The organism is Hymenobacter ruricola (assembly GCF_015694525.1).
In the GTDB taxonomy this organism is placed as follows: domain Bacteria; phylum Bacteroidota; class Bacteroidia; order Cytophagales; family Hymenobacteraceae; genus Hymenobacter; species Hymenobacter ruricola.
In genome coordinates, this window is record NZ_JADQDM010000002.1 from 215,581 (window position 1) to 242,336 (window position 26,756).

The 26,756-nt window shown below is 61.6% G+C and carries 29 protein-coding genes; 16 read left to right on the forward strand and 13 right to left on the reverse strand.

Annotated features, from left to right (window positions below):
* Window positions 1-330: 330 nt before the first annotated feature.
* From I2H31_RS04920 to I2H31_RS04955, 8 genes are all read left to right on the forward strand, one after another.
* Window positions 331-1,434, forward strand: a complete 1,104-nt coding sequence (locus tag I2H31_RS04920) for an App1 family protein (RefSeq protein ID WP_196291893.1) — start codon at window positions 331-333, stop codon at window positions 1,432-1,434.
* 42 nt (window positions 1,435-1,476) lie between these two features.
* Window positions 1,477-4,536 carry a type ISP restriction/modification enzyme gene (locus I2H31_RS04925; RefSeq protein ID WP_196291894.1) on the forward strand — a complete coding sequence of 1,020 codons (3,060 nt, stop codon included), beginning with the start codon at window positions 1,477-1,479 and terminating at the stop codon, window positions 4,534-4,536.
* 46 nt (window positions 4,537-4,582) lie between these two features.
* Window positions 4,583-5,776 (forward strand): AAA family ATPase, encoded by a 1,194-nt coding sequence (locus I2H31_RS04930; protein WP_196291895.1) that lies wholly within the window; start codon window positions 4,583-4,585, stop codon window positions 5,774-5,776.
* Window positions 5,773-6,366 (forward strand): DUF4276 family protein, encoded by a 594-nt coding sequence (locus tag I2H31_RS04935; RefSeq protein WP_196291896.1) that lies wholly within the window; start codon window positions 5,773-5,775, stop codon window positions 6,364-6,366. The genes I2H31_RS04930 and I2H31_RS04935 overlap by 4 nt, the downstream gene beginning before the upstream one ends.
* A gap of 229 nt (window positions 6,367-6,595) precedes the next feature.
* Window positions 6,596-7,165 (forward strand): hypothetical protein, encoded by a 570-nt coding sequence (locus I2H31_RS04940; RefSeq protein ID WP_196291897.1) that lies wholly within the window; start codon window positions 6,596-6,598, stop codon window positions 7,163-7,165.
* Window positions 7,166-7,192: 27 nt separating this feature from the next.
* Window positions 7,193-7,531: a TIR domain-containing protein gene (locus I2H31_RS25780; RefSeq protein WP_196292489.1), complete on the forward strand. Its 339-nt coding sequence runs from the start codon at window positions 7,193-7,195 to the stop codon at window positions 7,529-7,531.
* A gap of 105 nt (window positions 7,532-7,636) precedes the next feature.
* Window positions 7,637-8,164, forward strand: a complete 528-nt coding sequence (locus I2H31_RS04950; protein ID WP_196291898.1) for a helix-turn-helix domain-containing protein — start codon at window positions 7,637-7,639, stop codon at window positions 8,162-8,164.
* 232 nt (window positions 8,165-8,396) lie between these two features.
* On the forward strand, window positions 8,397-8,804 hold the full coding sequence (locus I2H31_RS04955) for a hypothetical protein (RefSeq protein WP_196291899.1): 408 nt from the start codon (window positions 8,397-8,399) through the stop codon (window positions 8,802-8,804).
* 170 nt (window positions 8,805-8,974) lie between these two features.
* Here the strand turns inward: I2H31_RS04955 and I2H31_RS04960 are convergent, their stop codons facing one another.
* The 3 genes from I2H31_RS04960 to mtgA all read right to left on the reverse strand — a co-directional run bounded on the left by I2H31_RS04960 (window position 8,975) and on the right by mtgA (window position 10,996).
* A complete protein-coding gene (locus tag I2H31_RS04960; RefSeq protein WP_196291900.1) occupies window positions 8,975-9,535 on the reverse strand; it encodes a transposase in 561 nt (186 codons plus the stop codon).
* 110 nt (window positions 9,536-9,645) lie between these two features.
* A complete protein-coding gene (locus I2H31_RS04965; protein ID WP_196291901.1) occupies window positions 9,646-10,101 on the reverse strand; it encodes a YybH family protein in 456 nt (151 codons plus the stop codon).
* A gap of 130 nt (window positions 10,102-10,231) precedes the next feature.
* A complete protein-coding gene (gene mtgA / locus I2H31_RS04970) occupies window positions 10,232-10,996 on the reverse strand; it encodes a monofunctional biosynthetic peptidoglycan transglycosylase (RefSeq protein ID WP_196291902.1) in 765 nt (254 codons plus the stop codon).
* A 326-nt stretch (window positions 10,997-11,322) separates the two neighbouring features.
* Between mtgA and I2H31_RS04975 the strand changes: the two genes are divergently transcribed.
* The 3 genes from I2H31_RS04975 (at window position 11,323) to I2H31_RS04985 (ending at window position 13,558) form a co-directional block, all read left to right on the forward strand.
* The gene (locus I2H31_RS04975; RefSeq protein WP_196291903.1) at window positions 11,323-12,426 is read left to right on the forward strand and encodes a radical SAM family protein; all 1,104 of its coding nucleotides are present in this window, start codon (window positions 11,323-11,325) and stop codon (window positions 12,424-12,426) included.
* Window positions 12,423-12,902, forward strand: coding sequence for a hypothetical protein (locus tag I2H31_RS04980; RefSeq protein ID WP_196291904.1), 480 nt, complete (start codon window positions 12,423-12,425; stop codon window positions 12,900-12,902). Before I2H31_RS04975 ends, I2H31_RS04980 begins: the two co-directional genes overlap by 4 nt.
* A gap of 137 nt (window positions 12,903-13,039) precedes the next feature.
* Window positions 13,040-13,558 (forward strand): DUF6985 domain-containing protein, encoded by a 519-nt coding sequence (locus I2H31_RS04985; RefSeq protein ID WP_196291905.1) that lies wholly within the window; start codon window positions 13,040-13,042, stop codon window positions 13,556-13,558.
* A 104-nt stretch (window positions 13,559-13,662) separates the two neighbouring features.
* Here the strand turns inward: I2H31_RS04985 and I2H31_RS04990 are convergent, their stop codons facing one another.
* The 5 genes from I2H31_RS04990 to I2H31_RS05010 form a co-directional block, all read right to left on the reverse strand.
* Window positions 13,663-14,496, reverse strand: coding sequence for a hypothetical protein (locus I2H31_RS04990; protein ID WP_196291906.1), 834 nt, complete (start codon window positions 14,494-14,496; stop codon window positions 13,663-13,665).
* 30 nt (window positions 14,497-14,526) lie between these two features.
* Window positions 14,527-14,796, reverse strand: a complete 270-nt coding sequence (locus tag I2H31_RS04995; protein ID WP_196291907.1) for a hypothetical protein — start codon at window positions 14,794-14,796, stop codon at window positions 14,527-14,529.
* Window positions 14,760-15,734 carry a hypothetical protein gene (locus tag I2H31_RS05000; protein WP_196291908.1) on the reverse strand — a complete coding sequence of 325 codons (975 nt, stop codon included), beginning with the start codon at window positions 15,732-15,734 and terminating at the stop codon, window positions 14,760-14,762. The genes I2H31_RS04995 and I2H31_RS05000 overlap by 37 nt, the downstream gene beginning before the upstream one ends.
* An 87-nt stretch (window positions 15,735-15,821) precedes the next feature.
* Entirely contained in the window at window positions 15,822-17,066 is a 1,245-nt protein-coding gene (locus tag I2H31_RS05005; RefSeq protein WP_196291909.1) for a DUF3298 and DUF4163 domain-containing protein, read from the reverse strand.
* Window positions 17,067-17,198: 132 nt separating this feature from the next.
* Window positions 17,199-17,774: a hypothetical protein gene (locus I2H31_RS05010; RefSeq protein WP_196291910.1), complete on the reverse strand. Its 576-nt coding sequence runs from the start codon at window positions 17,772-17,774 to the stop codon at window positions 17,199-17,201.
* Window positions 17,775-18,189: 415 nt separating this feature from the next.
* Between I2H31_RS05010 and I2H31_RS05015 the strand changes: the two genes are divergently transcribed.
* Entirely contained in the window at window positions 18,190-18,825 is a 636-nt protein-coding gene (locus tag I2H31_RS05015; RefSeq protein WP_196291911.1) for an LON peptidase substrate-binding domain-containing protein, read from the forward strand.
* Between the two features lie 223 nt (window positions 18,826-19,048).
* Here I2H31_RS05015 and I2H31_RS05020 read toward each other — a convergent pair whose 3' ends face one another.
* Both I2H31_RS05020 and I2H31_RS05025 read right to left on the reverse strand, forming a co-directional pair.
* The gene (locus I2H31_RS05020; protein WP_196291912.1) at window positions 19,049-19,861 is read right to left on the reverse strand and encodes a M48 family metalloprotease; all 813 of its coding nucleotides are present in this window, start codon (window positions 19,859-19,861) and stop codon (window positions 19,049-19,051) included.
* Window positions 19,862-19,985: 124 nt separating this feature from the next.
* Window positions 19,986-20,777 (reverse strand): murein L,D-transpeptidase catalytic domain family protein, encoded by a 792-nt coding sequence (locus I2H31_RS05025; protein ID WP_196291913.1) that lies wholly within the window; start codon window positions 20,775-20,777, stop codon window positions 19,986-19,988.
* Window positions 20,778-20,905: 128 nt separating this feature from the next.
* Here I2H31_RS05025 and I2H31_RS05030 point away from each other — a divergent pair, with 128 nt between their 5' ends.
* Window positions 20,906-21,334 carry a hypothetical protein gene (locus tag I2H31_RS05030; protein WP_196291914.1) on the forward strand — a complete coding sequence of 143 codons (429 nt, stop codon included), beginning with the start codon at window positions 20,906-20,908 and terminating at the stop codon, window positions 21,332-21,334.
* Between the two features lie 75 nt (window positions 21,335-21,409).
* On the opposite strand, the gene I2H31_RS05035 is transcribed toward I2H31_RS05030, so the two are convergent.
* Both I2H31_RS05035 and I2H31_RS05040 read right to left on the reverse strand, forming a co-directional pair.
* Window positions 21,410-21,814, reverse strand: a complete 405-nt coding sequence (locus I2H31_RS05035; protein WP_196291915.1) for a hypothetical protein — start codon at window positions 21,812-21,814, stop codon at window positions 21,410-21,412.
* Window positions 21,815-21,993: 179 nt separating this feature from the next.
* Window positions 21,994-22,464, reverse strand: a complete 471-nt coding sequence (locus I2H31_RS05040) for a DUF4199 domain-containing protein (protein WP_196291916.1) — start codon at window positions 22,462-22,464, stop codon at window positions 21,994-21,996.
* Window positions 22,465-22,745: 281 nt separating this feature from the next.
* On the opposite strand from I2H31_RS05040, the gene I2H31_RS05045 reads away from it, so the two are divergent.
* Both I2H31_RS05045 and I2H31_RS05050 read left to right on the forward strand, forming a co-directional pair.
* Window positions 22,746-24,368 carry an ABC-F family ATP-binding cassette domain-containing protein gene (locus I2H31_RS05045; protein WP_196291917.1) on the forward strand — a complete coding sequence of 541 codons (1,623 nt, stop codon included), beginning with the start codon at window positions 22,746-22,748 and terminating at the stop codon, window positions 24,366-24,368.
* A gap of 93 nt (window positions 24,369-24,461) precedes the next feature.
* Window positions 24,462-25,256 (forward strand): hypothetical protein, encoded by a 795-nt coding sequence (locus I2H31_RS05050; protein WP_196291918.1) that lies wholly within the window; start codon window positions 24,462-24,464, stop codon window positions 25,254-25,256.
* A 90-nt stretch (window positions 25,257-25,346) separates the two neighbouring features.
* Here I2H31_RS05050 and I2H31_RS05055 read toward each other — a convergent pair whose 3' ends face one another.
* Window positions 25,347-25,505, reverse strand: a complete 159-nt coding sequence (locus I2H31_RS05055; protein WP_196284921.1) for a lmo0937 family membrane protein — start codon at window positions 25,503-25,505, stop codon at window positions 25,347-25,349.
* Window positions 25,506-25,700: 195 nt separating this feature from the next.
* On the opposite strand from I2H31_RS05055, the gene I2H31_RS05060 reads away from it, so the two are divergent.
* The gene (locus I2H31_RS05060) at window positions 25,701-26,588 is read left to right on the forward strand and encodes a 3-hydroxybutyryl-CoA dehydrogenase (protein WP_196291919.1); all 888 of its coding nucleotides are present in this window, start codon (window positions 25,701-25,703) and stop codon (window positions 26,586-26,588) included.
* Window positions 26,589-26,756: the final 168 nt, after the last annotated feature.

Below are 26,756 nucleotides of genomic sequence, written 5' to 3' on the forward strand. Positions count from 1 at the left end.
CTTAAAACTTCCGCTGCCACCTACCGCACACGTTTCCGCAATCGTGTGTATATTTTTTAATGACAAAATGTTGTTGTAATCAGCGCGCAGCTATTTTTCATGGCCTGCTTTTACTTTGCTGGCCGGCATTTTTGCTGGGTTATGGCTCTTCACCCGGATAGTGCAACTTTGCGCGATGCTTATGGGCTCAGGAAGCTGCCGTTCAAGCGGGCGCCGAATCGATGTTCCCTCTGCTTGGGACTTCGCACTTCAAGCCAACCGGGGCCGGGAGTGAGGCGCCCTGTCAGAACCAAGCGCACCCCTACGCCGCCCCGGCCGTAGGTTTGCCCCATGAAGTTGCCCAATGCCCTGTCCAACGTTTCGGAGTGGACCGACCATTTATTCACCCGTTTTTCGGCGCGGCGCGGCTGGCTGCGTCCCCTGCAAATCGACGCCTACCGCAGCTACGGCACCGCCGCCAAGTTCTACATCAAAGGCCGCCTGCTGGCCGACCCCGGCCTGACCGCCGCCACCGCCGCCGACTCCCGCTGGCGCAACTTTCGCAGCATGGTGCGCCGCTTCAACAGCCGCGAAGTAGCCGCGGCCGACCTCGTGGCCGAGCTGCCCGACGGCAGCCAGCACCTCGTCACGACCGACGACGAGGGCTACTTCACCCTCGTCATCGAGCCGCAGGCCCTGCCCGCCCCCGTCGATTTCCTCTGGTACCCCGTGCCGGTGCGCGTGGCCCGGCTGCCCGCGTTTCTCAAGCTGCCCGCCGAGGCCATTGCCACCCAGGCCCACGTGCTGGTGCCGCCCGCCAGCGCCGAGTTTGGCGTCATCTCCGACCTCGACGACACGGTGTTTGAAACCAGCGCCACTAACATCGTCAAGATGCTGGGCCGCGTGCTCTTCAGCAATGCACAGTCGAAACAGCCCTTCGCGGGCGTGGCCGAGTTCTACCGCCGGCTCCAGCAGGGCCGCACCGGCCGCCCCGACAACCCTTTCTTCTACGTGAGCAGCAGCCCCTGGAACCTCTACGATATGCTGGACGAGTTCCTGAAGCTGCACGAGATTCCCACTGGCCCGCTCCTGCTGCGCGACCTCAGCATTGCCCGCCCCAAGGCCCCCGTGCCGACCGGCGTCACGGGCTCGGCCGCCATCCACTTCGCCCACAAGCTGCACGAAATCGACGATATCCTCACTACCTACCCCGCGCTGCCCTTCGTGCTCTGCGGCGACAGCGGCCAGGAAGACGCCCGCATCTACCGCGAAGTAGTGCGCCGCCACCCCGGCCGCATCAAAGCCATTTACATCCGCGACGTGCAGGTGCCCGAGCGCGCCCTGCTCGTCGGTCCCATCATCGAGGAACTGGGCCGCGAAGGCGTCCCCATGCTGCTGGCGACCGACTATGCCACGGCTGCCGCGCACGCGGCGGGGCTGGGGCTGGTAGAATAGAATTAGGCTACCTTGTGGCCCGATTTCTATTCACTTTTGATTATGTCGCGCCAAGCTGTCCAACGCTACCAAAACGAAATTGCTCAGCTCATTCAATACGGCGGTAGCACCAAGGAAACGGCCATCCGCGGCGCGTTTCAGAGTCTTCTTAATGAATATTGCCGCCAGAAGGACTTTCTGCTGGTGCCGGAGCTGGACTACCTCACGCCGAAAGGCAAGCGCGTGGCCCCCGATGGCACCGTGAAAGATGCTCTCCGCCTGAGTTGGGGCTACTGGGAAGCCAAGGATACGGACGACGACCTCAACGAGGAAATCCAAAAGAAATTCGCCAAAGGCTACCCCCAGGACAACATTCTCTTTGAAGACTCGCGCACGCTGGTGCTTATTCAAGCGGGCAGTGAGACCGGGCGCGTACTACTCGACGACGACGCGGCCACTGACCTCCTGCTCACCCAATTTTTGAACTACGAGCGGCCCGAAGTCCGCACTTTTCGGAGGGCCATTGAGCAATTTCGGCAGGACCTGCCCGGCGTAGTTGAGAGCCTGCGCAAGGTGATTGAGGCTGCCGAGAAGACCAATGTCACTTTCAAAACCAAGCTCGCCAGCTTTGTGGCGCTGGGCCAAGACAGTATCAACCCCGACTTTGGGGCGAGCGAGGCCCGCGAGATGATGATTCAGCACATCCTCACCGAGGACATCTTCAACCGGGTGTTTGATGAGACGCAGTTTCACCGCGAAAACAACATCGCCCACGAGTTGGAGCAGGTGATTAATACCTTCTTCACCGGCCCCACCCGCCGCGATACCCTGGAGCGCATCCGCCCCTTTTTCGACGTGATTAATGCCCAAGCTTCGGGCATTGCCAGCCACAAGGAGAAGCAGAAGTTTTTGAAGGTGGTGTACGAGAACTTTTACAAGGCATACAACCCCAAGGGTGCCGACCGCCTGGGCATCGTGTACACGCCCAACGAGGTGGTGCGCTTCATGATTGAGAGCACCGAATACCTCACCGAAAAGCATTTCGACAAGCTGCTCGGCGACAAGGGCGTCGAAATTCTGGACCCGGCCACTGGCACCGGCACCTTCATCACGGAGCTGCTGGAGTACCTGCCCAAGAAGACCCTGGCCCACAAGTACGCGCACGAGTTGTACGCCAACGAGGTGGCCATTCTGCCCTACTACATCGCCAACCTCAACATCGAATACACCTACAAGCAGAAGATGGGCGAGTACGCCGAGTTTCACAATATCTGCTTCGTGGACACCCTCGACAACGTGGGCTTTCAGAAAACCCGGCGCGGGCAACTGGGTCTCAGCTTCGGCCTAGGCCTCGAAAACGCCCAGCGCATTAAGCGCCAGAACGAGCGCGAAATATCCGTCATCATCGGCAACCCGCCCTACAACGCCAACCAGCAAAACGAGAACGACAACAACAAGAACCGCACCTACCGCGAGGTCGACAAGCGCATCAAGGACACGTACATAGCCCGCAGCACGGCCCAAAAAACCAAGCTCTATGACATGTACGCCCGCTTTTTCCGCTGGGCCTCCGACCGGCTGGCCGACAAGGGCGTGCTCACCTTCATTACCAACAGCAGCTTCATTCACTCGCGCACCTTCGATGGCTTCCGCAAGTCGGTGGCCGAGGAGTTCAGCGACATCTACCTCGTGGACCTGGGCGGCGACGTGCGCGCCAACCCCAAGCTCTCGGGCACCAAGCACAATGTGTTCGGCATTCAGACGGGCGTGGCGATGGCCTTTTTCATCAAGCAGCCCAAGCGCAAAAACCAACCCGCCAAAATTCACTACGCCGGACGGCCCGATATGGAAACGGCCGCCGACAAGCTCACCTTCCTCCACGAAACCAAGTTCAAAAACGTCGATTTCGACCGCATCAAGCCCGACGCCAAAGGCAACTGGCTCGGGCAAACGGATAACGACTGGGAGAGCTTGGTACCGTTGATTGACAAGGAAACGAAGGGCGCGAAAAGCATCGCGGGAGAACGGGCGCTATTCCGGCGCTATTCAACGGGCATGAGTACTAACCGTGATGAGTGGGTTGTTGGTATAACACCAGAATCAGTAGCCGCCAAGATGCAACGGTTTATTGAAGGGTATTCCAAGCAGCTTAAAGGTGAATTTGATGGTACAATTAAGTGGTCACGCAATTTGAAAGTCAGATTTGCGAAAGGTGAAAAGGAAGATTTTTCAGAAGGAAGAATTTTGCCACTGAACTACCGACCTTTTGTCAAACGGTTTGTGTACCGGTCCCAAATTTTCGTTGATGAATCTGGTCTCTTCGGTAAAAGCTACGCGAATAATCAGCCTATTATTTGCCTTGGTGCCGGTAATGCTACTAAACCGTTTCAGGTATTAGCTACAAGTTCTTTTACTGACTTACATTTTACGGGCGATTCTCAACTTGTCCCCTTATTCCTGAATAACGCCAACGGCGACAAGCAGCCCAACATCACTGCCTGGGGCCTGTCCCAATTCCGCACGCACTACGGCAACGCCAGCATCAGCGGGGAGCAGATATTCCACTACGCCTACGCCGTGCTACACGACCCGCACTACCGCGCCGCCTACGCCCAGAACCTGAAGCGCGACTTCCCGCGCTTGCCCTTCTACCCGGAGTTTGATGCCTGGGCCACGGCCGGCAAGCAGCTACTGATGCTGCATCTGAATTACGAGAAAACGCAACTTTTATCCGGTTTAAAGACGTACACCCCCCCGCACCCCCCCGCACCCCCCCGCACCCCCCCGCACCCCCCCGGGGAGCGCGCGGCGAAAACCCGCCTCAAAGCCGACCATTTCTCCGGTGCAATCCTCTACAACGACACGCCGTTACTCACTGGCATTCCGGCTGATGCATGGCGCTACCGCCTCGGCAACCGTTCGGCCCTGGAGTGGGTGCTCGACCAGTACAAGGAGCGCACCCCCAAAGACCCCACCATTCGCGCCCACTTCGACACCTACCGCTTCGCCGACTACGCCGCGCATGTGGCCGACTTGCTGGCCCGCGTCTGTACCGTTAGCGTCGAAACGATGGAAATCGTGGATGCACTGGCTGCACAGTCGCCCCTGCGGCCCGGAATGTGAAATCTAGCCCTCCGGCCCGTTATTTGTCCGCTCCAGCCCTAGTTCCATGAAAATCGAATCCATTCGCCTGAAGAATTTTAAGGTCTTTCGCAAGTTTGAACTGACTAATATTCCGCCGATGCTGGTAGTGGTGGGAGCCAATGGCACGGGCAAATCTACTCTGTTCGATGTGTTTGGTTTTTTGCACGATTGCCTGCAAAACAATGTGCGCCAAGCGCTGGATAAGCGGGGGCGCTTTCGCGAAGTTGTGAGCCGCGACAGCGCAACGGGGGTAACCATTCTGATTGAAATTCAATACCGGATGCCCATTGCCCAAGTCGAGCGCTTGGTTACCTACTCCCTCGAAATCGGGGAGCGCAAAGGGCAGCCCTATGTCAAGCGCGAGATTCTGCGCTATAAGCGCGGGCGCTACGGCAGCCCCTACCACTTTCTCGACTTTCGCAACGGGGAGGGCTACGCCATTACCAACGAAGAAGACTTCGACAAAAAGGATGAAGAGTTGGGCCGGGAGTCCCAAAAGCTGAATACCCCCGATATGCTGGCCCTGAAAGGACTGGGCCAGTTCGAGCGCTTCAAAGCCGCTAATGCGTTTCGCCAACTCATCGAATCCTGGCACGTTTCCGACTTTCACATCAACGCCGCGCGTGGGCGCAAAGAAGCCAGCGGCACTTACGAACACCTATCGGCTGAGGGCGATAACCTACCCCTGGTGGCCCAATACCTTTTTGAGCACCACCCGAAAATTTTTGGCCAGGTGCTGGAAGCCATGACCCGCCGGGTACCTGGCGTAAGTTCCGTCGAACCCAAGCTCACGGAGGATGGCTACCTGACGCTGCGCTTCCGGGATGGGTCGTTCAAAACCCCATTTCTTGACCGCTTCGTGTCCGATGGCACCATCAAAATGTTCGCCTACCTGGTACTCCTCTACGACCCCCGGCCCCACCCGTTGCTCTGCGTTGAAGAACCCGAAAATCAACTTTACCCCCAGCTGATGACCGAGTTGGCCGAGGAGTTTCGGCTATATGCCCAGCGGGGCGGGCAAGTGCTGGTGTCTACTCATTCGCCCGACTTCCTCAATGCCGTGCGCTTGGAGGAAGTCTGCTGGCTGGTAAAAACTGCTGGGGGCACCGAAATCAGACGTGCCCAGGACAATTCGCAGGTGGCGGCTTATATGCAGGAAGGTGACCAGATGGGCTACCTCTGGAAACAACGGTTTTTCACCGGTGCCGACCCCCGATGAACAAGCGCGAACTCGTATTTTTGTTAGAGGAACAATCGGCAGCGGCCCTTCTCGAAGCACTGCTGCCTCGCTTCCTCGATGCTTCCATCACCTGCACATTCATTCCATTCGAGGGTAAGCAGGATTTGGATAAGCGCTTGGAAAAGCGGCTGCGCTACTACCTCAATCCAGAAGCCCGCTTTTTGGTCTTGCGCGACCAAGACAGCTTTCCCGACTGCCGCGACCTCAAAGCGCGGCTCTGGGATAAGTGTGTGACCGCCGGTCGGGCGGCCACGACGCGGGTTCGTATCGCTTGCACCGAACTGGAGACCTTTTACTTGGCCGACTTACCCGCCGTTGAGCGGGCACTCGCCTGTCGCATCGTAGCCACGCTGCCTCCCAAAGCCCGGTCAAAATTTCAGGCACCCGACCAACTCGGTTCGCCCAGCCGCGAGTTGCACGCGCTCACGAAAGGATTGTATCAAAAAGTAGATGGTTCGCGGCGCATTGCCACGGAGCTCGACCTTGCCAACACCCGTTCCCCTAGCTTCAGTAATCTGCTACGCGGCATTCAGCAGTTGGAAGCTGAATTATTGGCGTTGCCCACCTAAGAATTCCAGAAACACTCCTCTCCAAAAATGGGGCTTTTTGGTGCCGCACGCTGGCCCTTGCCTACCATTTGCGCCCGTTCGATACCTACCGCTTCGCCGACCACGCAGAACAAATTATGGACTTGTTGGCCCGTGTGAGCACCGTTTGCGTTGAAACCATGAAAATCGTAAATGCGTTGCTGCCCATTCCCCGCTTCGCTTGTTACAGTAGCTAACTCAGACCGCCACTGTGAAAGCAGCAGGCTTCACCAAAAAATACTGGCAAGGCTGGTTCATTGGCTTCCTCATGGGCAGCATCACCGTCTTAGCCATAAATCCCACGCAGGCTCAGGAAACATACCGGCTGGTTAAGGCCGCCTTTGGCGGGCTGTTTTTGCATAAACGCGCTTCTATGAAACCCTACGATAAAACGCCCCTGCATAAGCTCATTGGTAGTGCCGACACTGAATTAATGAAGCTCAAAAAGGAAACGAATACTTACCGCAACGTCGAAACCAGCAAGCTCACAACATGGTGCAGCGGGCTGGAAAAGTGGGTTAAGAATTATCCGCTTGCCAAAGGTGCCAGCTATCAAAAGTCCATTCAGGGAATTTTGGCTAAGCTGACGCCTAAGCAGGCCCATTATTCTTCGTCTTTGTCAGCGGCTGATTACCTAAAAACGGTGCAGCAGTTCCGTACTCTGGCACAGAAAATTGATAAGGAAAACCGTACTGTTTTTATCGTACACGGCCGCGACCATGTAACCCGCAACGAAGTGCAACAGGCCTTGCATTCGCTCAGCATCCCTAGCATTGTGTAAGATAAGGAAGGTGACGCCGGGCAAACCATCACGGAGAAGTTTGAAAAAGCGGCGGCTCAGTGTGAATACGCCGTGGTTATTTGTTCGCCCGACGACGAAGGCCGCCTAAAGCCTAAAACCCGCAAAGCCACTACCGAAGGGCTGCGACCCCGTGCCCGCCAGAACGTAGTGTCTGAATTAGGTTACTTTATCGCGCTTCTAACCCGTAAAAACGTATTCCAGCTTTACACCGCAGATGTGGAAACACCCAGCGATATGCATGGGGTGATTTTTCAGCACGGTAACAGCAACTGGAAAGCTAAACTGGTGCGCGAGCTCCGCACCGCCGGGTTTGTGATAGACCAGCAAGCTGCTGACCGATTGTAGTTCTGGGGTTTTGCTCTCGCTTTTCAACCCGCTTCAACATCCGAGAGCAAAACCGTTCATGCAATTGCTCTCGTTTTTTGACGTTGTTCAAAAAACGAGAGCAACATGCCGTCGCCCGAAGCTACCCTCCTACTCCCGCGCCTGCGCGCTCATTTCAACCTGAGCCAAGAAGAACTTGGCTACTGCCTGGGCCTAAGCCGCACGATGGTTTCCCAGGTAGAGCGCGGCATCCGCCCCCTACCGCTCCCGGCTGCCCTGCCGCAAGCGGCGCTGACGCTGGCCCTGCACCGCATCCCGGCCGAGACTGAACCGGAAGCCCTGGACCGGGCCGCCTTGCACAAGCACCAGCGCGCCTGCCAGCACCGGGCCGAGCAGCTTACTTATGCGCTGAGCCTGCTGCCGGCGCGGGCGGCCTGGGCCCGTCGGCGGCTGGCGGCCCTGCCCGTGCTTACGGCTGCGCTGGCCCCGGCGGGCACGGCCGCGCCGGCGTGGCTGGCAGACTTCACAGCCGGGGCCCGCGCCGAGCTGGCCCGCAGCGGGAGCACGGCCCAGGCGAGGCTGCGCGGGCGCATCGCCGGGCTGCTGGCCGAAGCGGCGGCTGCCGCCCAGGAGCTGGCCGCTGAAACGCGGTAGAAACGCCTACGCGCGGGTCGGGGCCGGTACCGTTTGACGGCATTGTTATGGTATGGTCGTTTGATGCGGAAACGCAGGCACGCGTTTCTACATCGTCTTAAATTGATTTACAAATGTTTTTTTGCCGTAGCGCACAATAAAGGCCAGCGTATCAAGGTTTAGGGGGCAGCGGGACGCGGGAGCGAACCGGCAGCTTATTTTCTTTTCTCACCTTTTTTCTGCTTTTTTTATTATGGCTTTTTCCGTAAATCTTCTGACCACGGCAGTGCAGTGCGATGCCCTGCTCGCCACCAAGCAGCGCGAGCGCACCGGCCTGGTGAACCGCCTCAACAACCTGCAGTTCCAGCTCGACAACTGGGACGACGCCACCAGCGCCGAAACCGAGCTGGCGGCCACCCAAACGTTGATTACGAGCCTGACGCCCATCGTGGCCGCCCTGCCCGACGGCGACGACAAGCGCCGCAACCAAAACCAGCTCAACCGCTACCAGACCCGCGCCAACAACCTCACCAGCAAAGTCGAAAACTACGGCGTCATCGCCCTGCTCGAAAAAGAGCTGGACCGCGACACCCTCACCGGCGACATTGCCACCCTCGATGCCTTCGTGGCCGCCGTGCAGGCCCGCCGCGCGGCGCTGTAGCCGGCTGATTGAATGAAAAAAGCCCGCTCCGGTTTGGAGCGGGCTTTTTTTGTTGAACGATTGTAGAGACGCGACCCCTCGCGTCTCAGCGTGCGCGCAGAATGGCGACGGTTCAACGCCGGTTGTTCAACGCCGAGACGCGACCCCTCGCGGCTCTACAATCGTTCAACTTAGCGGTACAAGCCTTCGCCGTTGTCCCAATCCTTTTCCCAACGGCTGGGGTTGGTGAGAATGTAGTCACGGATGCGGCGCAACTCGTCGTCGGAACGAATAATGCGGTCGTGGAACCGGGGCTGCGAGGCAAACGCTAGCCCATGAACGCGGGCAAAGGTTGTGACGCCCGACTTGAACCCGCGCAGCACCGATGCAAGATTATTCCGTTGCGGCCCGAAATGGTTGTCGTAGGACGCTGGCGGCCCTGATGGCTCATCTTTATCAAATAGCAGAATGCCGTGTATGTGGTCGGGCATGAGCACGAAGGCATCCGGCGTCACGAATGGTGCGAACTCGGGAATGCTCGCCCAGCCTGTGAGTGCCCGCTGCCCCAGTTTGGTGGGCTGTACAAAAGCGGCGTCCCAGCCAGTGCGAGGTACTTCCACCGTGCCGAAAGAGGGTTGTCGGTCACGCACGCAAATCGTCACGAAATAAGCTCCGCTTTGGGCGTAGTCGTAGCCCGGCAGCCGCGTAGAAGCCACCCGGTATTTTTCACGAAAAAGCGCCGGCTTCTCCATCAAGAACGACTGTAGAGACGCGACCCTTCGCGTCTCGGCGTTGAATGATTAATTGAACTGCTACCGGCGCGAACGCTGAGACGCGAAGGGTCGCGTCTCTACAGTCGTTCTTACTGGCTATTGGTATGGTCGGCCACCACCACCCATTGCCCATCCACCTGCCGCAGCACCAGCAGGAAATACCCACCCAGGTCGCCCGCCGCGGGCCGGGCCAGGTGCCAGCGGCCCACCACCTGCGCGGCCGTGGGCGCCAGCAGCGTCACCCGCAGCCCGCTGAAATCGAGCTGGCCCATGGCTGCCGCGTCGGGGTAGCTTTTTCGGTAGTTGTCCAGCGTGGGCTGCCAGCCGTAGGTGGGGCCCTTGCGGCCGATGAACACCAGCGAGTCCGACTTCCAGTAGCCGGCCATGAAGCCCGGGATGTCGCCCCGGTTCCAGGCCGCCGTTTGGGTGGTGAGCAGTTGCACGATGGCCCGGCGGGCAGCGGCCGGGTCGGCGGGGGTGGCCGGCTGATGGGCAGTAATACAGCCCGAAAGCCCCCCTCCGGCAGTCATGCCGCCGGCGGTCATGCAGAGCGCAGCGAAGCATCTTGCCCGCTTCGTCCTCATCGTTGATTCACTACTGCGGGTAAGCTGCTTCGCTGCGCGCTGCATGACGTTCTTCTTTTTCTAACTACCAGCAAGACCCCACGCCCGCCACCTATTTCAATATCTCCGCCACGAAGCTGGTGCCGCCCAGCCGGCGCATGTTGCGCAGCACCCGCTGCTGCTTGGCCCGCGCCACCGGCCCGGGGTTGGAGGCCCGGAAGCGCAGCGGGTTGGGCAGCACGCCCGCCAGCAGCGCCGCCTCGGCCGGGCTCACCTTGCTCGCCGGCTTGCCAAAATAGCGCTGGCTGGCTGCCTCCACGCCGAAGGTGCAGTCGCCCATCTCGGCCACACTCAGGTACATCTCCATGATGCGCCGCTTGTTCCACAAAAACTCAATCAGCACCGTGAAATAAGCCTCCGCTGCCTTGCGCACGTAGCTGCGGCCCTGCCACAAAAACACGTTTTTGGCCACCTGCTGCGATATCGTGCTGCCTCCTACCACGGGCTTGCCCTCGGCGCGGTTCCAGTTGCGCTTGGCGGCTTTGGTGAGGGCGTCGAAGTCGAAGCCGTGGTGGATGAGGAAGCGTTGGTCCTCGGCCGCTACCAGGGCCAGCGGCACGGCCGGCGCCACCTCGTCGAGGGTCCGGAACTGGTAGTTGATGTGGCGCGGGTCGGGCTGAATGCCGTAGTAGCCCAGCCCCACCGGCGCGTGGGCCCGGCGCTCCAGCATCAGCCAGGTAGCCGGCGGCGATACCCAGCGGTACATCAGCACCCAAGCCACCGAGGCCAGGAACAGCGCCGCCCCCACCTGCAGCAGCAGCCGGGCGGCCTTTTTGAGAAGCAAGGAAACGCGGGGAATGAGCGGGGTGGCGGCCATTGGGGCAAAAGTAGCGCGGTGCGCGGGGTTTCGTGGGTTGTCGGCACGTCAGCCGAGCGTTAGAACGTTAACAAAAGAACGTCATGCCGAGCGCAGCGAAGCATCTTTACCGCAGTAGTAATCAGGTTTAGTATTGTAGGAAAGATGCTTCGCTGCGCTCGGCATGACGGGCCGGCACATTACATAACGAGCCGGCCACATTGCATGACGGGCACCCCACTGCCTGACGTTCTTTCGGCTGCCTACTACTGAAAACTGCCCAATAGCCCCCGCCCGAACGAAGCCTCAAGCGCAGCCCAACCGCAATTTCGGTACCTTGCGCGCCCATGGCAACTTCCCTGCGCAACCAGTTCCGAGTAGCCCGCACGTCCGCCGAATTGACGCACTTCCGGCAGCAGGCCTGGCGCCTGTATGAGCCGGTGCCCTCGGAAACCATCGAAGCCTTCGGGCAGGCGTGGCCCCTCCGGCCCGGCCTCACCTTCACCCCCTTCGCCAACGCGGTGCGCTGCACGGCCCACTGCGCCTTCTGCTCCGAAGAGCTGCAGCGCTACGACGGCCACCAGCTCACCGCCAAGCGCCTCATCGACGACTACCCCGCCTACTTTGCCCGCCTGCGCGAAGTGCTGCGCCCCTTCCGGGGCTGGCCGCTGGGCCTGAGCCTCTCCGGCCTCGAAGCCACCGCCGAGCCGCAGTGGCTGCGCGAGCTGCTGGCCTGCCTCACCCAGCTGGAACACGAGGGCATGGTGTTCGACGAAAAAGTGCTCTACACCAACGGCAGTGGCTTCGTGGCCAGCCCCGACCTGGGCCTGGCCCTGCAGGACTTCGGCCTGAGTCGCCTCGAACTCTCCCGCTGCCACGACGACGAAGCCGTGAACCAGCACATCATGCGCTTCAACCGCAACCAGCCCATGCGCCACAACGCCGTGTACGCGGCCACCGTGCGCTGGCTGCACCAGCATCTGGCCGTAAAAAACTCCTGCATCCTCACCCAGGTGGGCATTACCACCCTGCCCGACGTGGAGCGCTACCTCGCCTGGGCCGCCGGGCTGGGCGTGCGCCAGGTGGTGTTTCGGGAGCTGAGCCGGCTCGAAGGCAGCTACCTGCCCAACGTTTTTACCGAATGGATTGAGCAGCAGCGCGTGCCCATCGAGCCGCTGCTGGCCGCTGCGGTGCCCACCCTGGAAGCCCCGCGCGCCGGCTGGCAGTACGCGGGCAGCACCTTCGGCTACTATTACTACAACGAGCACTACCGCTGGCAGGGCATTGAGGTCATCTTTGAAACTTCCAGCTACCCCGCCCTGCAAGCCGCCACCGCCACCGGCGTGCTGCAAAAGCTGATTCTGCACTCCGACGGCACGCTCTCCGGCGACTGGGACCCCGACAGCCGCGTGCTGAGCCGCGTGGCCGCCCCCGCGCCGGCGCTGCCATGACCGCCGCCCACGAGCGCCTCTACCTGCGCACCCTGCACCGGCTGGTAGCTGCCGGCATCCCCTTTGGCATCCTGGGCACCTTCGCCCTGCGCCGGCACTGCCCCGCCCTGCCCCGCCGCCTGGTGGCCGACTGCGACCTGTTCCTGCCGCCCGACCCGGCCACCCTCACCGCGCTGGCCCGCCAGCTGCAAGCCGGCGGCTGGCGTGTCACCCTCTGGGAGCAGCCCGTCACGCTACCCTTCCAGGCCGCCGACCTCACGAGCAAGTACTATCTCCGGGCCCGCCAGGCCGGCGCCGTGCTAGATTGCAGCTACGAGAACGACTACCTGAGCTGGCCGGAATTCTGGGCGGCCTGCCAGTGGCACCACGGCTTGCCGCTGCTGGCACCCGAGGCCATCCTGCACCAAAAAGCGCTGGTGGCCCGGCCCGCCGACCGCGCCGTGCTGCGCTGGTGGCAGCAGGCAGTTAGCAGCTGATGAGACGCTACCACCAACCAGAGCTTGCCTTATGACTTACCGGGCATTTATTTACTCCGCCCTTCAATTTTCAAACAGCCTCCTCTCGCACTAAATCCCGCCTGACCAAAAGTGTCGAAGGCCTTAAACAGATTCACATGACAAGAGAAGAGATTCTTCTTAACAGCATCTGGACCGAAGCGAAGCTATTGGTCTACTCCGGGTTCTTTCAGAAAGAAGTACAAATGGACCTGCTCGCGTCCGATTACAATCTGAAAAACACGTCCAAAATCATTTCCGAGAAATTCACCCAATCGGTAAACGATTTCCTGAACTTACCCGAGCAGAGCAAGCCCTTGATGCAAACCTTGCTGTACAAGCACTGCCTGGAATGCTGCGAAAGCATCTCCTACGGTTTCAAGGTGCGGGCCGGGGAAACGGAAGCCGACGCCAACTTGCGGAAGTTTGGGGTGAAGGATGCAGCGTCTGCTTTCAAAAAAGCTACCCTGGACCACGTGGCGGTTCAGGAAGACGAATACCTGGAAAACCGGTTTGTCAGAATCGTTTTCTTCCCGGCGTGGGAAACCGAGCACGGCTGCGAATTAATTCTTAAAAACGGCGAGCTGCTGGACTACTTCGGCGAAAGCGGCACCTACCTGGCGCAATTTGAGCTTTGAGGAATAACGGCTACTCCAGCCGCCCATTACGCTGGCTGCTCAGAACGCATCCCGCTACCCGCTGAAACAAAGGATTTCCCGGGTTCAAATCTTTAACACCCCCGCTAGCGCGTAGCGGGCAGCTCCAACTCAGCGTAGGTGAGCGGCAGCCCGGCGCCTTCAGCTACATCGCCACTCGGGGCCGCGTGCGCCAGGGCCAATACCACGTGGCGGGCGTCGCGCCAGCGGGCATAGCGCGGTCCCCAATCCCCTAGGGCGCGGTTCCATACCAGCTGCGGAATAGGCCCGTCTACCCGGTATAGGCTCATTTCGGTGGGGGTGCCGCCGCTGGCCACGTCTTCGCACACGCTAAGCAGATAGCGGCCGTCGGGCGACAGCGCGGGAGCCCCCAGCAGGTCGGTGCGCCGACCGGTGCGCTGGTCCAGTAGCAGCACGGCCGGGCCTTCGTCGGTGGTCACGTCGACCACCCACTGGTGGGCGGCGGGCAAGCTGCCCCAGTACGCATACCCGATGTCGTTGCCCTCCGGCCCATCGGGCGACGAGGGCACCGGGCGCAGCGTGACGGCCGGCCCCTGCGCCGGCCGGAAGACGAGGGTTTCGCCCCGGCGCTGCACCCGCCCGTCGGCGGGCAGCGGCGCATCGAGGTTGGCCGGCGCCTTCTGGCCGCTGGCCACGGCGGCTTCTTCCCGCTCCGCCGGGCGCTGGGGCAGCGGGTCCGCGGCGCGCAGCTGGTCGAAAGCCGCTTTGGTGCTCGGCCGCAGCCGCAGCACGCCGGCGGGGTGCCCCAGCGAGTCGGCCACGTGCAAGGTGTCGGCCGGCGGGCGGGCGCTTGGTTCGGCCGCATTGCTGGGCGCAGCAGTAGCGGGCTTGGTGGTAGCGGCGGGCTGGTCGGGCTGGCAGGCGACCAGCAACAAGGCGAAGGCGGCGTAGTACTTCATGCGCGAAGAGAATGGTTGATAAAGCGGCCGCTACTCCAGACGCTTGCGCTGGAAGTCGTGAATGTCGTGGCCGTCGTCGGTGAGCAGCACGATGCCGTGCACGTAGTCGGGGCCGCCGCGGTAGTGCAGCGCGAACCCATCGGTGGTGCGCACGGCCTGCTCAAATTCGTAGGCGCCCGCGGGCTTTGACCACAGGATGCGACCGTCGCGCACGTCGAGGCGCTGCACGCTCCGGGGGCCGTCGCGCCGCGGCGTTAGCGCGGTCAGAACAAGGAGGGTATTGGCGTCCTGGTACAGCACGCGGCCATCGAAAAAGCGCCGGTCCGTCGCCACGGCCGCCGTGTCGCGGGCCTGATTGGGCTGGCCGGGCGGCTGCGAATGAGGCGGCTCCGCGCGGCGGCCTGCAGGTCGCCGCTCAGGGCTTGCTCGAAGTAGAAAAACTGGCGGGGCCGCTGCTGGTCGGCGGCGTGGTATAAGGCCGCGCCCTCGGTGAACGTTTGGCCGGTGGCGGGCAGGTAATACAGGGTCTGGCCTTCGTTGGTGAGGGCGCACAGGGCCTCGTGGCTGGTGTCGAAGCTATACTGTGCGATTCCGCTGCTGGCCGCGGACTGGTCGGCCAGCAGCGTCTGGGTTACGTCCGCGAGCTGATTGGCACGGGTGTCGACCTGGTACAGCCTCCGGTGGCCCAGCACAAACACCCGCCCGCCGGGAAAGGTGTGCCAACTGAAAAGGTGTTCTTCGGGGCTATTGCCCAGGGCTGGAAGTTTCTGCTCGCGGCGTACGTTGCCGGTGCGCGGGTCAAAAAACACGGCCGCCCAGGTGGTGGAGTCGCCGTGGGCTTCCGTGGTGCGCAGCGTCACGTACACGGGCTGCTGCCGGGCATCGGCATACACGTAGTTGGTGGGGTAAAACGTGAGGCCCGCCACCGGGGCAGCCGGCGCATTGGGCTGTTGAGGTTGGTCGAGCCCGATAATCAGGAACACCAGCCAAAACACGGCCCCCGCGCCCACCAGCGCGCACAGCCCAATGGCCACCCGCTGCCCCCACGACAGCGGCGGACGGCCGGCCGGCGGCGCGGGCGGGCCGGGAAAGTGGTGCCGCACGTGCACGGTCACGTCGTCCGAATCGAGGTAATATTCCGTCTGGCAGTTGGCGCAGCGAAACAGGCCGGGGGCAAGCAGCGTGTTTTGCGTGCCGCCGCACTGCGGGCACCGGATGGGGCGAATGGTTTTGGCCATGCTGCGGTAGTACGAAAAACGCCGGGCCGGGCGGTGAGTTAATTCAGAAGCCGATTAGTGGTAAGCGGGCAAACCCAACGGAACTCCTCACCGCTTCGCCACTCCGGTGCCCGCGCCGGGCAGCGGCAGCCCCTCGCGCAGCAGCGGGCGCAGCTCGGCCAGAGGAATGTACACCGGTATTTCGCCCAGCGCGTAGGCGGCAATTTCGTAAGGCCCGTACATGAACAGGACGCCGCCGGGCGTGAGGCACACGTTGGTGGTCAGCCGAATTTCGTTGTCCATCAGCTGGCTATCCAGCCGCTCGTTGTCGCCGATGCCCAGCGTGCGCCGCACGCCCTTTTCCAGCAAGGGCAGCAAGCGGGTGCGGGCCTCCGGCCGGAAAATATCATTGAACGCGAGTACCCGGCCGGTCCGCAAATCGAAGCTGCGCACCGTGCTGCCGAAGCTGCCGTGGGCGCCCCCCGAGTAGCTGTAATCCAGGATGCGCAGGCTCAGCAAATCGCCCTGCTCGCAAATCACCGACGCGCTGCTCTGGCTTTGGTAGCGCAGGCTGGGGCTGTAGTCTTCGGTGGAGTCCGCGGCCGTCGCCGTCGAGTCGGGCGCCATATCCTTGGCCAGTTCGGCGGCATCTTCCTGGTAATATTTGCTGAAGTCGGCGCGCTGCTGCTGCCAGAGGCGGGCCAGGTCGGGCACGGGCCGGTTGGGCAGGCTATCGCCGCGCAGCAGGCGGCGGAGGTTGGCCGCCACGGCCTGCCCCACGCGTGAGTTGCCCACCGGCTCCAGCCCTTGCAGGCCCACGTGGCCATACGGCGAAGGGGTTTTGGTGGGAAAGGCCGCCACGGAATCGGCAAACGAGCGCACCGCCAGGGCCAGGACCGGGCGCACGGGCCGCAGCTGCACCGCCTGCCCGCCCGCGGTGCCCACCAGGCGGCCGTCGGGCTGGCGGCGCAGGCGCCAGCGAATTTCCCGCTCGTTGCCGTCGGCATCGCGCACGGCACGGTCGTAATACGCCAGCACCAGGCTATCGGGCTGCGGGCGCACCTCCGAAACCTGCTGCAGCTCGTGCGGCTCGCCGTCGGCCCCGAGGTAGTAGCCGCTGATGCCCCCCACGGCCGCATCGCCGGGCACCGCCGGGCTGATGGTGAGGTGCAAGGTCACAGAATCGGCCGCGCCGGTCAGCTGGCCCCGGTACTGCACGTAGCCCGGCTGGCGATAATCGGCTGGCACGGGCGCGGGGGCCGTGGTGCTTTGGGCTTTGTCGGTTTTTTTCGAGGGGCAGGCACTGAGCGCCAGCAGCAGCGGCGCGGCCCAGAGCAGTATAGAACGATTCATGGCCGTATATAACGGAAAATGCCGGCGCAGGGCTTAGCAGCGCGGCCACTCCACTGATATGATTTTGTTAATCAAAACAAAATAAGCCCAGCCAACGGCCCATTTCATTGTTGCCGCGGGCACACGTCGCTTTCACTGTCCAGCCTTGCCGCTGGCCTTCGGCTGCTGCCGCAGGGAAGCAAAAATGGCCAGCAGCTGGCGCAGCTCGGCCGCCGATTTGGCTTCGCCAAAGGCGTTGATTAAGGGGTTCCACCCCTGGCCGCTATGGCTGTCAAACACGGCGCTGACGGTGTAGCCGGTGGCGCAGCGCTGCACCCGCCAGGTGGCGGGGCGGCCCAGCAACGTGGTAGGCACGCGGCGCAGTTGGCAGCCGGGGCCCGTTTCGCTGGCTTCCTGCGGGTGGCCGCCGAAGTACAGGCCGCCCGTGAAACTGGTGCGCACGGTGGTATCGGCCGGGGCGAAGTAATAAACCAGAAAGTCGGCCGCGTCGGTGCTGCGCAGCTTGTAGGTGCCGGGCAACGTCACAAAATAGCCGCTGTCGCCCAAGGCCTGCTCCACCAGCCGCGGCGCTGCTACGGCAACCTGCGGCGGTTTTTCAGCCAGTGGCGGAGCGGTGGCGGGCTGGTCGGGGCCGTGGCAGGCCGCTACCGTTCCAAGAGCCACCGCAACGGCCAGCCGATGAAGATTTCTGAATAATAAGTGCGGCATGCGAAAGTAATTTAAGCGGGTGCGTCTTTGGCTTGTCCAGCTATACGGCTGCGACTTATTAACCGGTACCAGACCAGCCCAAACCCGACCTGTAAGCAAAATGATGACGACTTCAGCCACAACTATGATTGCCAGGCCGACGAGTCCAACAACGACGCCACTGCCAACTGCCACGCTTGCCGGCAACAGCCCTATCCAAGGTAAGTCATGCCACTGCCCGCAAGCCCTTGGGCCGGCTCAATTCAGCGTTTGTGCGAGCGAAGCCGTAGTTTCGCCAACCCTCACCCCGTTTCGCGGTTGTGTACAGCTGCCCGGCGTCCGGCCCCGTCCCAATGGAAAAGGGCAGGTCGCAGTCAATCTTTGTTTTGATGGATATCCGGTCAGCTTTTCTCCCCTTCAAACGCACCAAACCTGCATGGCCCGCCTGCTACCGCTGTTCCCCCTGAATTTGGTCGTTTTTCCGGGCGAGAAACTCAACCTGCACATCTTCGAGCCCCGCTACCGCCAGCTCGTGCGCGAGTGCATTGAGCAAAACACCACCTTCGGCATCCCGCCCTACCTCGACAATTCCCTCAGCGAGCTGGGCACCGAAATGCGCCTCGTGAGCGTGGAGCAAACCTATTCCAGCGGCGAGCTCGACATCCGGACCCGGGCCGTGGGCGTGTTTCGCATCAACAAATTCTACCGCCAGGCGCCGGGCAAGCTCTACGCCGGCGGCCTGATTGAAGACGTGGTGCAGGACAACGAAGCCGACCCGCTGCTGCGCGACATCATCACGAAGCAAGTGCGGCAGCTCTACGAAGCCCTGGGCCTGCGCAAGCTGCTGCTGGAACTAGCCCCCAACTACTGCATTTTCGACGTGGCCCACCACATCGGCTTCAGCACCGAGCAGGAATACCAACTCCTGGCCACCACCAGCGAGCAGGAACGCCAGGAGCTGGTGCGCGACCACCTCGACACCATCCTGCCCGTCGTGCTCGAAACCGAGCGCCTAAAGGAGCGAGTACGGCTGAACGGCCACTTCAAAAACCTCACGCCGCCAAACTTCTGAACCGCAGATTTTCGCAGATTTAACGGATAGGAACGGATTCTGACGGCTCCCATAAGCAATGCTCGGCTGTTACTCTTATCTGAACGCAATGGGCGCAGTTGATTAGCTGCGCCCATTGCGTTGGATAGCCAAAGTAGGCCTGCCGAACTGCGGGCGAATAGCGGCAGTGCGCCCGTCTAAATCCGTTCTTGTCCGTTAAATCTGCGAAAATCTGCGGTTCAGACTACTTCTTCAACCCGGCGGGCACGCCCTGCGGGAATTCCGCCGCGATTTCCTTTTCCAGCTCGCCGATGCGGTTGCCGGGGTTGGGGTGGGTGCTCAGGAACTCCGGCGTGGAACTGCGGCCGCCCTGCTGCTCCAGCATCTGCATCACCTGAATCATGGCGCGGGGGTCGTAGCCGGCCTGGGGGGTGAAATCGACGGCCAGCCGGTCGGCCTCTAGCTCGTCGTTGCGCCCAAACCGCAGGCCGATGACCTTGGCAATGGCCGCCGCCACGGCCGCCTTGGCCACCGAGCTGCCCGGGCTGTTGGGGTCGTAGGAAGCAATGGTGGCCGCTCCGGCCAGGCCCTGCGTCAGGTTCGACTTGGCTACCTGAGCCGCCGAGTGCCGGCCCACCACGTGCCCAATCTCGTGGGCCAGCACGCCGGCCAGCTGGGCTTCCGTGGTCAGGTTTTTCAGCAGGCCCTGGGTGATGAACACCTGCCCGCCGGGCAGCGCAAACGCGTTGATGGTCTGGTCGTCGGCCAGCAGGTGAAACTGGAATTTGTAGGGCGTCTGGCCGGCTTTGGTGCTGGCAATGATGCGCTGGCCCACCTGCTGCACAATGGCCGTGCCGCGGGCGTCGGGGCTTTCGCCGCCGTACTGGGCCGCCATTTCGGGGGCGGCCTGCAGGCCGAGGGCGATTTCCTGGTCGGCGCTCATGTTCACGTGCTGCGTTTCGCCGGTCACCTCGTTTTTAGAAGTGTGGAAATAATAGCTGAAAAGGGACACCGCCGCCACGATGATGCCAATGATGAAGCGGAGATTGAGGCGCATGGACGAAGAAAGAAAAAGTGAATTTGGTGAGCCCGGCCACCCGCGGCCGGCAGCGGGAATTGCCCCGCTGCGCTTTTAACGCACCCTTTCCGTTCTGGTTATTCTCCGGGCCCGGCGGCGGGCCTTAGCTGGCCTTGCGCTGGCTGGCAAAGGCCTCCACGGCCGTGTCCACGTTCAGCCACCGCGACCGGTAGCCGGCAGTGGCCGGGCCGTGCAGGTAAATCACGCTGCCACCTTTGATGGCTTTCACGATGGCCGCCGTTTCGGCCACCGGCAGGGCCGGGCAGCCCTGGCTGCGCCCCAGGCGCCCGTGGGCCTTCACAAAGTCTTCGCACACGTACTCGGCGCCGTGCACCACCACGGCCCGGCTTTCGGCGTGGGTATTGAAGCCGGGGTCCAGGCCCACTATCTTGAGCGACAGGCCGTGCTTGCCGGTGTAGGTGGTGGGCGCCGTGCGGTAGAATCCCAGGCTGCTCATCTCCGAACCGTTCTTGTCGGAAAACGCCACCGGCACGTCGGCGCCGCTGGCTTTGCCGTGGGCCACCAGCGTGTGAAACAGCACCTTGGCCTTTTCCAGGTCGATGACCCACAGGCGCTTTTGCTGGCTGGGCCGGCTGAAGTCAATCAGCGTGAGCACCGGCGGGCTGCTGGCTTGCTTGCCGGCCGGCCGCAGGTTGTAGTAGCCCACCAGCCCCTCCCGAAACACGGCCAGCGGCAGGCCCGTCTCACCCAGTCCCATCTTGGCGTAGAGCTGCGCCGCTTCCTGCTCAAAGGCCGTCTGGAAATACGCCCGGCGGGCGGGCGCGGGCAGTTGGTCCAGGGCAGCCGCGGGCACCGTTTGCGCGCCGCTGCTGCCGGCCCGCAGCAGCGCGCCCATCACCATTGCTCCCGTAAAAACGCGAAACCGCTTCACCATATAACTTCCTGATTGGTCTGTGCTAACGATAATGCTCTGGCTGCCTACTACACCTGCTTGCCAAATTTAGTGCTTAGTTTCGTCACTTATCCGGCTCACCCGCGCCGGTTTCATCAGCCTTTTTCGTAATGCCTGCTTTTTTGTTGCTGCCCCCGCTTCGGCGCGTTGCGCGGTTGCTGGCGGTTCCGGCCGCGGTGCTGGCCGGCGGCTGCGGCCACGCCCTGCCCCGGCTGCCGGGCTTCGACGCCGCAGCGTGGCGCGCCGACCCCTACGCCTGCCAAGACCAGCGCCGCGCCGCCGTGCCCGCCCTGGTGCGCAGCAAAGAGCAGCTCTACGAAGCACGGGCCGACGACGTGACCGCCCTGCTGGGCCCGCCCGATGAGGAAGAGCTGCGCGCCGGCACCGAAAAGGTGTACTATTACTACTTGGAGCCCGGCCGCCAGTGCACCCCCCGCCACCCCCGCTCCGGCGCGGCCTGCCTCAGCCTCCGTTTCGGCCCGCTCGGCACCGTGACGGAGGTACTGAGCGACCCGCTGTCTCCCGGCAAGGACTTATAAGAAGCATTGCTAAGCGCATAAAAAAGGCCCGCCGGCAATTGCCGGCGGGCCTTTTTGTGTCGGATGGGCGCGAAATCAACCCAGGCCGTTGCCGGTGGTGGCCGGAGCGGTGGAGGGTTGTCCGTTGGTTTGCTGCAGCTGGCTGAGCTGCGAAGGCGTCAGGATGCGGCTGCACTCCTGCTCGTACTGGGCTTCGAGCTCGGCGGCTTTGGCGGCGCGCGCGGCTTCGTCGGTTTTATACTCGCGGTTGATGCTATTCAGGCCGGCGAGCTTGGTGCGGTTCAGGGGCAGCAGGCGCAGTACCTGGCCTTCGTTGAGATGCAAACGGTTGGCCATTTCGCGGGTGACGTTCTCCGCGTCCTTGGCCAGGGCTTTGCCATAAGTGGGGTGCTCGCTCAGCCGGTCCGACATCTGGGCGTGCGCCGAGAACGAAGAAACCACGAGGAGCAGGGCAAACAGGAAGTGAGCAAATTTAGACATAACAGACATTCTTTTGACCTGAAAAAGGGTAGGCTTTTCCGACAACGCCTGCAAGATAATGTTTAGTTTCTGTTTTATCTTTTATTTATTATAAGACAAATTTTTCTGTATTGGAATATTACAAAAAAACAGGCCCCAAGTGAGGCCTGTTCAATGTGTTTTACCAAATAATCCAACCTTTAATCGAGGCTGGCTATGGGCTGATGGTCAGGGCTTTTGAAGTATTGCATGGCCACCAGCGACACGATGACCCCGGTCATGGTGCCCAGCAGGATAATGCCCAATCCGCCAATCAGCACGCCCAGGTCGGCCCCGAACAAATCCCGCGCCTGGATGCGCTCCACGGCGTCTTTGATGATGCCGCCCATCAGCCAGAAAAAGGCGCCCAGCAGCACCGAAGCCACCAGCGCGGTGATGATGCCCGTGCTGAAGCCCTGCATGTAAGAAAGCCGGTCGCGCTTGGCGGCCTTCAGGCGCTTGATGGCCAGCACCACGCCCACGGCCAGGATGACCAGGTCCAGGGCGCCCGCCTCAATCTTGTCGAGAAAGCCCGCCAGCGCGGCAATGCCGGTGTACACCACCAGCGCCACGGCGGTGAAAATGCCCATGCGCAAGCCGTTGTTTTCGGAGGTTAAATTCGTATCAGCCATGGTAAGAAGGTCGGTAAAAGGTGGAAATGCGCCGGCCGCGCCAGCGGTCTGGCTTTTTATACTGCCTGCGCGGGCCAGAAGTTATGCCCGCGCCGCTTTTGCGGGCGGCAGGCGGCATTTTGCGCGCGCCACCGGGCACTAATTGGGCTGCTGCTTAGTTGTTTTCAGCGGGCCGGGCCCGTAGTTTTCCGCTGTGGATTTGGGCTCGGGTCCTGTTGCGTAATTTTGCGGCCTGCCGTGCGCTGCTGCGCGGCTTTTGTGAGCTACTATTTTCTGACTGAATGATTTCCACCACCAACGTGAGCCTGCGCTACGGTAAGCGCATTTTGTTTGAAGACGCTACCGCCAAATTCCTGCCGGGCAACTGCTATGGCCTGATTGGGGCCAACGGCGCGGGCAAATCCACTTTTCTGAAAATTCTCTCCGGGGAGCTGGAGCCCAACACCGGTTCGGTGGAAATGCCGGCCGGCCAGCGCCTGGCCGTGCTGAAGCAAAACCAGTTTGCCTACGACGACCAGGTTGTGCTGCAAACCGTGATTCAGGGCCACCAGCGCCTGTTTGCGGTGATGCAGGAAAAGGACGCCCTCTACGCCAAGGCCGATTTTTCGGACGCCGACGGCGAGCGCGCCGCCGTGCTGGAAGGCGAGTTTGCCGACCTCGAAGGCTGGAACGCCGAGTACGAAGCGGCCGAGTTGCTTTCGGGCCTCGGCATCACCGAAGACAAGCACCACTCGCTGATGGCCGACCTCGGCGCCAGCGAAAAAGTGCGCGTGCTGCTGGCCCAAGCTTTGTTTGGCAACCCCGACGTGCTGCTGCTTGACGAACCGACCAACAACCTGGACGCCGAGAGCGTGCTGTGGCTGGAAAACTTCCTCGACGGCTTCCAGAACACGGTGATTGTGGTGAGCCACGACCGCCACTTCCTCGACGCCGTGTGCAACTACATGGCCGATTTGGACTTCGGCAAAATCACGATGTACCCCGGCAACTACACCTTCTGGTACGAAAGCAGCCAGCTGGCCCTGCGCCAGCGCCAGGACGCCAACAAGAAAACCGAAGACCGCCGCAAGGAACTTGAAGAGTTTGTGCGCCGCTTCTCGGCCAACGCCTCGAAGAGCAAGCAGGCCACCAGCCGCCAGAAGCTGCTGCAAAAGCTGACGCTGGAAGACATCAAGCCCAGTTCGCGCCGCTACCCCTACATCGCCTTCAAGAGCGAGCGGGAGCCCGGCAACCAGCTGCTGAGCGTGGAAAACCTGAGCGCCAAAGTGGACGGCCAGACTATTTTCAAAAACGTGAGCTTCACGCTGGACAAGAAGGACAAGGTGGCCATTGTGGGCCGCGACGACCGCGCCGCTTCCCTCCTGTTCGACATCCTGTTTGGCGAAGTGAAATCGCCAACCGGCGAGTACAAATGGGGCACCACCATCACGCCGAGCTACTTCCCGAAGGAAAACAACAACTACTTCCAGTCGGGCGAGCTGAACCTCGTGGACTGGCTGCGGCAGTATTCCGTGGAGAAAGACGAGAGCTTCGTGCGTGGCTGGCTGGGCCGGATGCTGTTTTCGGGCGAGGAATCGCAGAAGAAATCCAACGTGCTGAGTGGAGGCGAAAAAGTGCGCTGCATGCTCTCGAAGATGATGCTGGAGGGCGGCAACGTGCTGGTACTGGACGACCCCACGAACCACCTGGACCTGGAAAGCATTACGGCCCTGAACAACGCCCTGCGCGACTACCCGGGCTCGCTCCTGTTTGCCTCGCACGACTTGCAGTTCATCGACACCGTGGCCAACCGCATCATCGAGTTGACCCCGGACGGCATCATCGACCGGCGCATGAACTACGAAGAATACCTGGCCGACGAAACCCTGAAAGCGCAGCGCCAGAAGATGTACCAACTGGCGTAGCGCCTCGTTTACGGAGGAATAAAGAATGAGGAATGACCCATTCCCAGACCGCAATTCCTCGTTCTTTATTCCCCATTCCTCATTCATTTCCGCATGAAACGCCATTTGCTTCCCTTGCTGCTGCTGGCCGGTGTGGCCGGCCTGCTGCCCGCCCACCGCGCCCAGGCGCAGGACAAGCCCGTGCTGAACTCGGCGCCTCCCGGCCCGCCGCCGGCGCAGCCCCGCCCCACCGTCGAGCCCACGCCGGTGCCCGTGCAGCCGGAAGCCGCGCCGGTGCCCGAGCCGGCCACCACGATGCCCGCCCCGCAGCCCACGCCCGATGCCCCCTCGGGCCTGGATTTCCCCAACCGCAAAGCCACCAAGGCCGGCGGTGCCGAAGACCAGCCGCCGTCCAAGAAGTTTATCTACACCAATTTCGGGCTGGGCTTTTCGTCCTACAACCAGCTGTCGCAATTCAACGTCAGCGCGGCGCCGGCGTTGGGCTTCCGGCTCACCAGCAAGTTTGCCGCCGGCCCGGGCATTTCTTACGCCTACAGCAGCTACTCGGTGCCCGACGGCTACGCCATCACGGCGGCGGGGGCTTCGAGCATTTCCACCAGCAGCATCGGCGTGAAGGTCTTCGCGCAGTACATCGTGTACCGGGAGTTCTTCCTGCACGCCGAATACGAGGTAACCAACGCCCAGCTGCTGAGCGATGACGGCTTCGGCTACCTCTCAAAAGTGAACAAAACCGTGAGCACGCCGCTGGCCGGCATCGGCTACCGCTCGCCCATCGGCGAAAAAGCAGCTTTCGACATCGTGGGCCTGTATAATTTCGACAACACCATTTACTCGCTCTACCCGGGCCTGGTGGTGCGCTTCAGCCTGCTTTTCAACATTGGCAGGTAAAATCACGCTAATTGTCAGCAAACACAAAAAAGCCGGACTGTTTCCAGTCCGGCTTTTTTGTGTTTTTAAAGTTAACCCGGAGCCGAAGCTCTAGACCGCGCTTCGGCCGCTGATGACGCGCAGCAACACGGCAATGATGGCGATGACCAATAGGGTGTGGATGATGCCGCCGGTGTAATAGCCACCAAAGTAGCTAACGGCCCAGATGATGATGAGGATGACGGCGATGATATACAGGAGGTTGCCCATGGCTAGTGTGAAGTGAAGGGTGAGAAAAAACGAACTATGCGGCTTTGTACGGAGGGGTTTGCAAAAGGATATAATAATCGAAAAAATAGTTACGTGCATGCAAACAAAACCGGCAGTTGCTACCGGGCGCGTAGCTTTGCAACCTCCGCGCCTGGCGCCGGTTACCCCATCCCACCCACTCTTTTTTCGCTTTTTATGAACGTCGCCGTTATTGGCTCCGGCACCATGGGCAATGGCATTGCCCACGTGTTCGCGCAGCACGGGTTTGCTGTTTCGCTCATCGACATCGCCCAGCCGGCCCTGGACCGGGCCCTGGGCACCATCACCAAAAACCTGGACCGGCAGGTGGCCAAAGCCACCCTGAGCGAAGACGACAAGGCCGCCACGCTGGGCCGCCTGCGCACCTTCACCTCGCTGGCCGAAGGCGTGGCCGCCGCCGACCTGGTGGTGGAAGCCGCCACCGAAAACGTGGACCTCAAGCTGCAAATCTTCCGCGACCTGGACCAGCACGCGCCCGCCGCGGCCATCCTGGCCTCGAACACCTCGTCGATTTCCATCACCAAAATTGCGGCCGTCACCCAGCGCCCGCAGCAGGTGATTGGCATGCACTTCATGAACCCCGTGCCGGTGATGAAGCTGGTGGAAGTCATTCGCGGCTACGCCACTTCCGACGAAGTGACGCAACACGTGATGGACCTCGCGCGCCAGCTGGGCAAAACGCCGACGGAGGTGAACGACTACCCCGGCTTCGTGGCCAACCGCATCCTGATGCCGATGATAAACGAGGCCATCATCACGCTGTTTGAGGGCGTGGCGGGCGTGGCGGAAATCGACACGGTGATGAAGCTGGGCATGGCCCACCCCATGGGCCCGCTGCAGCTGGCCGATTTTATCGGGCTGGACGTGTGCCTGGCCATCCTGCGGGTGCTGCACGAGGGCCTGGGCAACCCCAAATACGCCCCCTGCCCCCTGCTGGTGAACATGGTAATGGCCGGCCGCCTGGGCGCCAAGTCGGGTGAGGGCTTCTACCAATACACGGCCGGCTCGAAGGAGCTGGTGGTGGCCGCGCGGTTCCGGAAGTAGTTTTCGGCGGAGCGTCGCCTGTCATTGCGAGCGCAGCGAAGCAATCCGTCCTGTTCTCAGCGACCAATCTAATGATGTGAAAAGCCCCGGCACTGCGCAGTGCCGGGGCTTTCTGGTAGAAAGATGTGTCTGGTTCTGACAGGACGGATTGCTTCGCTGCGCTCGCAA